Annotated in this window: 7 protein-coding genes; 3 read left to right on the plus strand and 4 right to left on the minus strand. The window is 62.6% G+C overall.

Features of this window, described 5'->3' with window-relative positions:
• Positions 1 to 97: 97 nt before the first annotated feature.
• Together AC07UH_RS20780 and AC07UH_RS20785 are read right to left on the minus strand one after the other, a co-directional pair.
• Complete coding sequence (locus AC07UH_RS20780; RefSeq protein ID WP_495182080.1) at positions 98 to 3,679, minus strand: ABC transporter permease/M1 family aminopeptidase; 3,582 nt, start codon at positions 3,677 to 3,679, stop codon at positions 98 to 100.
• Between the two features lie 6 nt (positions 3,680 to 3,685).
• Positions 3,686 to 4,576, minus strand: a complete 891-nt coding sequence (locus tag AC07UH_RS20785) for an ABC transporter ATP-binding protein (protein WP_495182081.1) — start codon at positions 4,574 to 4,576, stop codon at positions 3,686 to 3,688.
• A 459-nt stretch (positions 4,577 to 5,035) separates the two neighbouring features.
• Between AC07UH_RS20785 and AC07UH_RS20790 the strand changes: the two genes are divergently transcribed.
• The 3 genes from AC07UH_RS20790 (at position 5,036) to AC07UH_RS20800 (ending at position 6,996) form a co-directional block, all read left to right on the plus strand.
• Positions 5,036 to 5,452, plus strand: a complete 417-nt coding sequence (locus AC07UH_RS20790; RefSeq protein WP_495182082.1) for a globin family protein — start codon at positions 5,036 to 5,038, stop codon at positions 5,450 to 5,452.
• Between the two features lie 6 nt (positions 5,453 to 5,458).
• Positions 5,459 to 6,211 carry a methyl-accepting chemotaxis protein gene (locus AC07UH_RS20795; protein WP_495189984.1) on the plus strand — a complete coding sequence of 251 codons (753 nt, stop codon included), beginning with the start codon at positions 5,459 to 5,461 and terminating at the stop codon, positions 6,209 to 6,211.
• Positions 6,212 to 6,585: 374 nt separating this feature from the next.
• A complete protein-coding gene (locus AC07UH_RS20800; protein ID WP_495182084.1) occupies positions 6,586 to 6,996 on the plus strand; it encodes a hypothetical protein in 411 nt (136 codons plus the stop codon).
• A gap of 77 nt (positions 6,997 to 7,073) precedes the next feature.
• Here AC07UH_RS20800 and AC07UH_RS20805 read toward each other — a convergent pair whose 3' ends face one another.
• Positions 7,074 to 7,685 carry a hypothetical protein gene (locus tag AC07UH_RS20805; protein WP_495189983.1) on the minus strand — a complete coding sequence of 204 codons (612 nt, stop codon included), beginning with the start codon at positions 7,683 to 7,685 and terminating at the stop codon, positions 7,074 to 7,076.
• Between the two features lie 387 nt (positions 7,686 to 8,072).
• Positions 8,073 to 9,248: a zinc-dependent alcohol dehydrogenase gene (locus tag AC07UH_RS20810; RefSeq protein WP_495182086.1), complete on the minus strand. Its 1,176-nt coding sequence runs from the start codon at positions 9,246 to 9,248 to the stop codon at positions 8,073 to 8,075.
• Positions 9,249 to 10,308: the final 1,060 nt, after the last annotated feature.

The following is a 10,308-nucleotide window of genomic DNA, read 5'->3' on the forward strand; positions in this document are numbered from 1 at the left end:
CGACGCAACGCACACTCTCGATGACCTCTAATCGAGAAGATGAACAGATGTCCGTTGTCGGGCAGCGAGACGGGTAGGCCTAGAATCCGTAGCTGGGTCAGGAAGGTACCACTAAATTGTCGTCGCTGTTTCGATCGATATACTTGTTGTACGGATCGACCCCGACGAACGCCGGCCGCGCCGCGGTGACGATCCGCACCTGCTGCCCGCCGCTGCGGAGCGGGCGGCGCTCCATCGCCAGCACGTCCGCCCTTGAGAAGGCGGCGAGCCCCGGCCGCGACGCGAACGCGCCGACGTCGATCGTGTCGGCGAAGGGAACGGGCGTCTCGACCCCCTGGCCGTTGGCGGTGAACTTGGCGGCGTTCACAGTCAGCAGCGTTTCCCACCTTCCGTCGGGCAGGCGGCGGGTGGTCGCGTCCTTCGCCTCGAAGTCCCACAGCACGATCCGCTCGAACAGGTCGGCGACCAGCTGCCTTTCCTGCCCGTCGCGCGCCAGCGACGCGAAGCCGGCGACGAGGTCGGTCGAGCGCGCATAAGGCCGCCCCTTGAACCGGTAGCGGTCGAGCAGCCCGCGCAGCATCGTGTTGACCCGTGCCTCGCCCAGCCGGTCCTGGAGCAGGTACAGCGCCACCGATCCCTTGTTGTAGTGGATGTAGGGCTGGTTCTCGACGCGTGCGAGCGGCAGCTCCTCCACCGCCTCGCCGCGGCGGCCGCGCAGGTAGTCGTCCAGCTCGTACTTCAGGAACCGCCTGATCTTGTCGGGGCCGTAGAGCCGCTTCATCACCATGAGCGCCGAATATTGCGCCATGGTCTCCACCCACACGGTGCCGCCCTGCATGTCGGCGCTGATCACCTGGTGCGCCCAGTATTGATGCCCCAGCTCGTGCGCGGTGATGTAGGTGACGTAGTCGATCCGGTCGGCCGAGCGCGCGTCGGCGATGAAGCCGATCCGCTCGGAATAGGGCACCGTCCCCGCGAACGCCTGCGCGAAGCTGGCATAGCCGGGGAACTCGACGATCCGGGCATAGGGGAACTGATAAGGCCCGAAATTTTCCCGGTAATAGCCGAGCGCGGCCTGCATCGCCGCCAGCATCCGGTCGACGTTGTAGGCATGGGCGGGGTGGTAGAGGACCGACAGGCGGACCCCGTCGGCGACCCGCGCCTTTTCGGCATAACGCGCCGACTGGATCGAGAAGAAGGACAGGATTGGCGCGCCCGACACAAAGCGCGCGGTGCGGCGGCCGTTGGCGACCGCGTCCGTTACCTTGCGACCCGGCGCAATCGGCACCTGGTCGGCATCGGTCGACAAGGTGACATCCGACCGCACCCAGTCGGTGTGAACGTAGTTGCTCCACTGGGCGGAAATATTCTCCAGCTTGGCTGGGCGCAGTTCCGCCGGGAGGCCGTACTTGCGGCGCTTGGTCCGGTCCTGGAGCAGCCCGCTGCGGTCCATGCCGAGGGTCGGCGCGAACTCGCGGTTATTCAAAAAGGTGCCGTTGGCGACCAGGCGGGTGTCGTCGTCGTTGGCCGCGAAGCCGCGGTCGACCCGCTCGGTACGGAAGCCGAGCGTGCCGGGCGCCCCCGGTGCGACCGGCCGCTCGAAGCGGTAGATACGGTACTGGTTGTCGTCGTCGTCGCTGACCAGCCGCGCACCGGGGATCGTCACCGCGACCAGCCGGGTGCGGTCGTCCTGCAGGCGCACGTGCAGGTCCCGGAGCGGCGCGCCGGTGTCGTTGACCCAGGCGTAGCTGCCCTCCGCTTCCATCCGCCGCGCGGCGGGGTGGAGCGCGATGGTCAGCCGGATGTCGGTCAGCGTCGGCTGGCGCAGCCCCGCATAGCGGAGATACTTCTTCTCATAGGCCGCGGCCCGCGCGTCTTGATCGGGGGCGCTGCGATATATGTTGAGGACGTCCATCTGGCGCCAGGCATAGGCCCCGCTCGCCGCGACGGTGACCAGCGCGACCGCCAGCACCACCCCCGGCGTCCCCCGCAGCCGCCGCGGCGCGAGGCGGAGCCGGTGGCCGAGCTTCGCGTCGGTCCCGCGCCGCCAGAGAAGGTGCGCCGCCACCGCCAGCGCCAGCGCCCACCCGCCCCAGTAGAGCCGCAGCCACCATCCGCGTGCCGCGCCGATCTGGTCGCCGTTCATGTCTGACAGCCGCAGCGTCCCGGTCGAGCCGTAGAGGTAGAGTGGGTGGTCCCAGCCGATCGTCGTGAACACGCTGGTCGCGACGAGGTAGACCACCATCAGCGCCCAGCCGACGTACTTGTTTGGGCTGAGCGCCTGGATGAACACCGCGAGCACGGCGAGGATCACGAAGTCCGCCGCGAACGGCAGAACGTACCAGGCGAGATACTCGCCGAGCGCCGGCGTCACCGGGCCGCGGAAAAGCTGCACGACGATCCCCGCGACGACCGAGGCGAGCAGGGTCGTGACCAGCACGCCGGCCACCGCCAGCACCTTGGGGACGAGGTACGCCCAGTTCGGCAGCGCGGTGGCGTCGACGATCTCGTGCATGCCGCGTTCGCGGTCGCGCCACACCAGCTCGCCGGCGTAGTAGATCGCGATGATCAGCGGCATGATCGTAAACGCGCCCTGGAGGGTGCCGATGACGGTGAAGGTCATCGGGTAGAGCGGGGTGCCGTAGCGTTCGCCCGCGACCAGTAGCGAGGCGACCGTGTTGGCGAGGCCGACCGCCAGCATGATGACGAAGCCGGGGCTCCTGAAAATCAGCGCCATCTCGAACCGGACGCGCGCGAGGAGCTGGGTGGGGCCCGCATACGCCGGGTCGGTCGCGGGCAGCGCGGCGGCGACGCGCGGCGGGGTGGCGGCGAGCTTCGCCGCGCGGCGCTGCTCGCGACGCAGGCGGCGCTTCGACGCGCCGCGCTCGGTGAAGGAGAAGCGCCACCACGCGACCGCCAGCGCCAGCCCCCCCAGCATCACGGCGATGACCCGGTTGGCGGCGAGCACGCCCGCGAAGGCGGGCATGGCCGCGTTCGCCTCGGCCGGGGTCCAGTAGCGGGTCAGCCAGCCAAACGCCCCGATCCCGAACGGTTCGAGATAGGCGATCGTCTCCCGCCATTCCGGCTTTTCCGCGGTGATGCCGATCAGGGTCAGGTAGACCACCAGGAAGGCGATCACCGCGAGGTAGCTGTAGGTCATCGACCGGGTCATGGTCGCGACCGCGAAGAAGATGCCCGCGGTCAGGAACAGGTTGGGCAGGCCGAGGAGGAAATAGGCGTAGAGATAGTCACCGGCCCGGTTCGGCCCCAGCGTCTCGGGATCAACCCACGGCATCAGCGTGCCGAGCCACATCGCCAGCGGCACCACGACGAAGGCGATTGCCGCCGCCCCGTAGGCGCCGAGGAAGCGGCCGAGGAGATAGGCCGCCTTGGTGACCCGGGTCGACCGGACCATCTGCCCGAAGCCGCTCTCGTCGTCGCGCACCACCACGTTCGCCACAAAGGCGGTGGTCACGAACATGAAGAACAGCGACATGATGAAGTGCGTCCGCGCGATCGCGGTGGCGGCGTTCTTGTGGACGTTGCCGCCGCTGCCGAGCGAGATCTGCTCCACCGTCACCGACCCGAAGGTCAGGAGGAAGAACAGGATCGCGACCGCCCAGAAGACGGGGTTGCGGAGCTGGTAGCGCAGCTCGAAGCGGGCGATGGCGCCGAACATCGCGGGTCAGGCCGCAACGGGGGCGGCGCGGCGGAAGCGGGCGAGGGTCGAGAAGTACACGTCCTCCAGGCCCCCCGCCGCAGGTGTGAAGCCGTCGCCGGGATCGTGGTCGGCGAGGACGTGGACCACCGTGCGCCCCGCGAACAGCCGAGTGGAGATGACCTCGTGCGCCTCCCGCACCGCGTCCAGCGCGCCCGGCGCGACCGTCTTCGCCCAAACTTGCCCGCGGGTCCGTTCGATCAGGTCGAGCGGCGCGCCCTCGAGTTGGATGCGCCCCGCCGCCAGCACCGCCATGCGCGGGCACAGGTCCGCCACGTCCTCGACGATGTGGGTCGACAGGATCACGACGACGTTCTCGCCGATCTCGGCCAGGAGGTTGAGGAAGCGGTTGCGCTCCTCCGGGTCGAGGCCGGCGGTGGGCTCGTCGACGATGATCAGGCGCGGGTTGCCGATCAGCGCCTGCGCGATCCCGAACCGCTGGCGCATGCCGCCGGAGAAGCCGGCGATCGCCTTCTTCCGATGCGTCCACAGGTTGGTCTGGGCGAGCAGCGTCTCGACGGTGACGCGCCGGTCAGCGGCCGAGTGCACCCCTTTCAGCACCGCCATGTGGTCGAGCATGTCGTAGGCGGAGACGCGCGGGTAGACGCCGAAATCCTGGGGCAGGTAGCCGAGCGTCGCACGCAGGTCCTCAGGGCTGGCCACCACGTCGATGTCGCCGAAGCGGATATTGCCCGCAGTCGGCGTCTGGAGCGTCGCCACCGTCCGCATCAGCGTCGACTTGCCGGCGCCGTTGGGTCCGAGCAGTCCGAACATACCTGCCGGGATCGACAGGCTGACGTCGTCGAGCGCGCGAGTGCCATTGGCGTAGACGTGGGTGACCCCTGTCAGTTCGAGCATGTGTTTCGACTCCCCCCTCTAACAAGCTTAGCAAGGTGTACCAGGGAAGCAATACAGCGGTCTAACGATAGCCGGCATGATCACCTCCCGGCCAACCCAATCCCGAGCGAAGCACGGCTCGTGAACAAGCGGCCGCTTTTGGGAGCGCCCGAGTAGCGCTGGATGTCCGCTTCTGGGTCTCCACTTCCCGTCGCATTGCCAACCTTGGTCGCGAGTTTGCGGCCCTTCTCCATGGCCTTGCATCGCGAGGCGGCACATTTTTCCCGTCTCCACCCTTCCATCCGTGGAGGTGAGCTAGCAGAAACGTTTTGGCGAATAGGGTCGCGGTATGCGTCAGCGCGATTAGCAAAATGCCTATCAGCCAAGCCTAAAAAGCATCTAGTAACCCTTTGTAGGTCAACATTGCGTCCGTTATGATCTTAACCATTCCGTTGCTGTTTTACGTCTAAAAGCCAAGGCATGCTCTCGGACCATCAAATCGATCTCGTTCAGGACAGTTTCGCCGCTGTCGTTCCAATCACCGCCGCTGCGGCGGCCGAGTTCTACCGACGTCTTTTCGAGCTTGCGCCTGATACACGCGCGTTGTTCCGCAACGACATGGCAGAGCAGGGACGCAAGCTATTCCTCACCCTAGCGACCGTGGTTGACGCGCTAGATCGCCTTGATTCCATCGTTCCGGTTGCACGTGAATTGGCCATTCGACACATCAGCTATGGTGCAAAAGACCGCCATTATGAGGCCGTTGGTTCTGCACTCATCGAGACGCTACGAGCGGGACTTGGGTCAGCGTTTGATCAGGATACCGAGGAAGCTTGGTCTGCCGCCTATGCAATTCTGTCAGGAACCATGCTGACGGCTGTTCGCGAGAGAGCGTAAGCCACTGTGAACAACGTGCCAGAGAGCGCATCGAAGATCGATGCTCAGCTAGATGGTATCGCTACGCGGTTGCTCGACATCGCCGGCTGCGTTGCATCTGAGGCTGAGACCGCCACAGCGGTAATCCGGGGTATGGCGGATCACGCAACGCAAATTGCTTCGTTGGCCGCCGCCCTTGAGGCTGCAGCCAACGATGTGGAAGTGAGCGTGCGCCAGCAGGCGGAGACACTTGCAGAGGCGCGGTCGCAGCTAGAGGCAAACAAACCGACGATCGACGCGCTCGCTCAATCGGTCGACAGCGTGGCAGCGATCAGCGCTACAATCGCCCAGATCGCGCGAGAGAGCCGAATGTTAAGTTTAAATGCCCGGATTGAAGCAGCTCGTTCCGGCGGGGAGGGCGGTGCGTTCGCGGCGATCTCCGCGGAAATGTCGATGCTGACCACTCGCACGGCGACCGCAAACGCAATCATCGGGGAACGCTCGATGCTGATTACCCGTGACGTGCAGGCTGCCAACGATATCGCCGTCGCTCATGCGGGGTTGGTGACTGAACAGGATGGCTTGCTTGCCGCATCATTCGAAAGCGCCGGCCAGCAGCGTCAAATCGCATCGGAGCTTGTTGATATTACCGCGGATGCTGCAAAGATCATCGACACGGCTGCCGCGGCAATCGGGCGCGTCGGTGCCAACGCTGTGGCTGTGAAGGTCCTTGCTCGACAGGTGTCAAAGCTTACTCGCAGAGGGAATGGCGCCTGCTGATGCTGACGTGACCCCCGTTTCTTCATCCACCTCGAAGTAGGGACCTGCCCTTGAAGGGACGGATGGATGAAGCGGAAGTAGTTTTCAGAGAAGCAGCTCATCGGCATCCTGAAGGAGGCCAAGGCGGGTGCGGTAGTAACGGAGCCGTGCCGTAAGCGTTGCTTCGTCGCTAAGTTTTAGACCTAACACATAAACGTCGGCGCGAACAATGAAACCCAACATGGGCGCCGTCGCCGGCTACGATGAACGAGCGGCCGCTTTCGGAAAGGCCTTAAGTGCCCCTAAACGGCCGGATGTGGGTCGTCGTGGCGGAGGGGCAGGGCGGCCGTTTTCGCCCACTTGCGGACACCCCGCTCGGCTGACACTTTGCGCTAATGCCTACCCTGTTTGTGGAAGCGGACGAGCCGCTGCTCGTCTTCCCATCGGTTGCAATAGCCGAGCGCTACCTCGAAGCAGCGGACGTGCGGGACGGTGTCTACTCTCGCGCTTTCGGACCATTGGGCGAGCAGTTTACGGTGACGGCGGCCGGCGACCTGGTGGTCATTCGGTCGTTGGATGCGCCACCCGATCCGTCCGGGTTAGAAGCTCTGTTGAAGCGCGGGCTCGCGGGGGTCGGCGAACTAGCACCGACGTCGGCAACCCTAGCTGATTTAGTCGCGGCAGCGGAAGCGTTCTGGGATGAGCGCGATCCCTCTGGAGGGCGCTTCTCCAAGGCGATCCCTAGGTGGGGCTGCTTACTAGTTGCGGTCAGCCTTGTGACCCTGCGGGCTCTTCTGTGGCGCTGACCGAACCGGCAGCCCTCCCCACAAGCGCCGGTCCGCTAACGCCCAGCAGCCGACACCCGCCCGCCGGCTCCTCACTTTTACATCCAGTAGCGAGCTACAACCATCCCGACGCCAACAGCTCCAATCACTATTCCGAGATGGGAACGTCGTGCCTTATGAAAAAGGGATTGTTCGGTATTTAGTAAATCGCTTAAGTCCGGTACCTTGCCCGCTGTAAGCCACGGATGACGGCCTGCTAGTGACTTTGCTAGATCGCGCGTGAACTCTGGACCATTGCTCCAAGTTTTGTGCCGATCTAATAGCTTTTCTGTTTCTATTTTTACGTTCGCCTTCCAGATTGATGGATCTGATAAATAGCTCTTAATAGATGACAGATTTTTAGCCGCCTCAAATACCACGTCGCTAGGGCTGGGTTGAATTCCGATAGCAGCGAGAACCTCGATTAAACCCGGGCGGTGATTTAGTTCGCCGCTCAAAACCGGATGGACGGCGCGACTAAGCCTAACGCCATAATCCTGCTCCCCCCTGCTGTTGATATAACTGATTACGACACCGTCTTTTTCGATAAATGCCTGCGTATTATAACCAAGAATGCCGTCGGATTGGATAAGCGACCAGCCCTGGCCTGACACCAGCACAGCCATGGGAAGACAGACATCACTCAGCGGAAGCACTTTGGATTCAACCATCGCGCTTTTCTGACGGGCACCAATTGCGAAAACCTAAATGGCAGCTAGCCGCTCACCCTAGCCGTTGCGATGCAAAACTCACATGTTTTGCATCGACAAAGAGCGGCTGGAAACCGAGGGTTCCGCCGATGCAAAATACTGATGCATCTGGGACGGCAATTCAGTGGCCGGTTTCTTGAGGTGCCGCCCCCGAAGCGGAAGGTCCGCTTTCCTCTCCATTCACAACATCCATGACGGTCGATCATGCGGCAAGGCCATTCAGCGCGGAGATGAATGAATGTCTGAAGATGGGGAGCGGGGGAGGGGGCGCGAATGTCCGGGTTTGGGTCAATGTGACGTCCGACCCCGTAGGGGCCGGACGCGAGGCAGCACCAACGTCTCTTCGGCTCAGCCATGCGGGCGCATGACCACCTTGATAACGCCGTCCTCCTTGTCGCGGAACTTGGCGTACATCTCAGGTGCGTCCTCCAGACTGGCCGGATGGGTGATAACGAAGCTGGGGTCGATCGCGCCCGACACGATCTTCTCGAGCAGCGGCTTAGTGTAACGTTGCACGTGGGTCTGTCCGAGCTTGATCGTCAGTCCTTTGTTCATCGCCGCACCGAGTGGCAGCTTGTCCCCCATTCCGACATAGACGCCGGGCACCGACACGGTGCCGCCCTTACGGCAGCTAATGATCGCCTGACGCAAGACATGAACGCGATCGGTGGCGAGCATCATGCTTGCCTTGACCTTGTCCATAACGGCGTCAGCTGCACCGTGTGCGGCCGCCTCACAGCCGACCGCATCGATGCAGCTGTCCGGCCCGCGCCCCTTGGTCCGCGCCTGCAGTTCGTCATAGACGTCAGTCTCGGCGAAGTTGATTGTCTCGGCACCGCCAGCCTCAGCCATTGCGAGCCGCTCGGGCAGCTCGTCAATCGCGATGACGCGCCCGGCACCCATCATCAGCGCGGAGCGAATGGCAAACTGGCCGACTGGGCCGCAGCCCCAGATGGCGACGGTGTCGCCTGGTTCGATCTGAGCGTTCTCAGCGGCCATGTAGCCGGTCGGAAAGATGTCGGAGAGGAATAGCGCCTGATCGTCGGTGACGTTTTCCGGTATCTTGATTGGGCCGATATCGGCCATCGGCACGCGGAGGTACTCCGCCTGGCCACCGCAATAGCCGCCCAGCATGTGGCTGAAGCCGAACAGGCCGGCAGGCGAGTGGCCCATCGCCTTGGCGGCCATTTCGGCATTCGGATTTGTCCGGTCACAGGCCGCGAACAGGCCCTTCTTGCAGAACCAGCAATCGCCGCAGCTGATCGTGAACGGCACCACCACCCGGTCGCCGATCTTGAGGTTGGTTACCTCGGACCCGAGTGCCACGACCTCGCCCATGTTCTCGTGGCCGAGGATGTCGCCGGCCTCCATGGTAGGCTGGTAGCCGTCGAGCAGGTGGAGGTCCGAGCCGCAGATCGCGCAGGCAGTCACCTTGATGATCGCGTCGCGCGGATGCTTGATTTCCGGGTCTGCTACGGTGTCGACGCGGACGTCACCCTTACCGTGCCAGCATAGTGCGCGCATGTCTCTTCTCCGTCTGAGCAGAAGCTCCGCCAGGATCGGAAAAGCAACTGAACCACGTTAACGTTTCTGAGATCGACATGGGTTCGAAAGCAAGCTCGTCATTGTGAACGAACGTCCGGTTGTGAGCAGTGATCTGAGAGACCGGAGTGTCTGCAACTGGGTCTTGCCGGGCGTAACTCTATGGCACGTGAGTGATACCTGAAAGCACGAACTAGGTAGGCTGAGTATGTCGGCAAATGTCACGCTGCACACATTAGACATAGGGCGGCGGGGTTGACCTTAGCTTGTCAAGTGAAATAGCCTGCATCGATGCCGGGGTGGCATCAAACGCGTATGCGCATGATCATGTAAGTATGTCTGTATGAAAAGAGCTTTCAATGCGAAACCTGTTTTCAGCCACCCCCGTCAAACTAGTTTTCCGTCAATAAAGGAATATCAATTATAACAAGGATGTTACAAGCTATCCAACACTGGCTATTTGCCTTATATAACTTCGCATAGGCGACTAAATTTTATGATCAGGGTCCACCGCCAAGGTGCTGTTGATAGGCTTAGCGGTATCTACGCCGTCATCAACGCGTTTGCTCAGTCAGGATGGTCCGGCGGCTTGGAAGACGAGGCCACCGCAAAAAGTGTTTTCATTGCGTGTTGCAGAGCCTTGCCTAAGCGAAGTTGGCCATCTGTCGTGTGGGAGGGTATACTTCCAGGTGATTTGCGAAAGATGGTGTTCCGTATCGCAAATGTGTTACCTGAGTTTCCGGAGGTAGTTGAGCCGTTTGCAAGCCGCAGATTTCGATACCATGCCGTATTCTGGGATAAACTCGTTACTCAGCTCAGTCAGAAAGACATTGGTTGTGCGGTCATCCGGCTGCAGCATCCGATTGATCACTGGCTAGTCGTCCAGCATGACTCGCGCGGCTTGCGTGTGTTCGACTCAAGCCCAGACCTACCGCAATCGACGTATGTGCTGGATGCACATAGGGTTAGGGCTCAGACTCATTCACAGCCAGAACGCGAGAGCTGTTGCGAGCGCCACGCCTGAGAGGAAGTTGGCGGCAAG

It is taken from the genome of Sphingomonas sp. GW821-FHT04B01, from assembly GCF_059420425.1.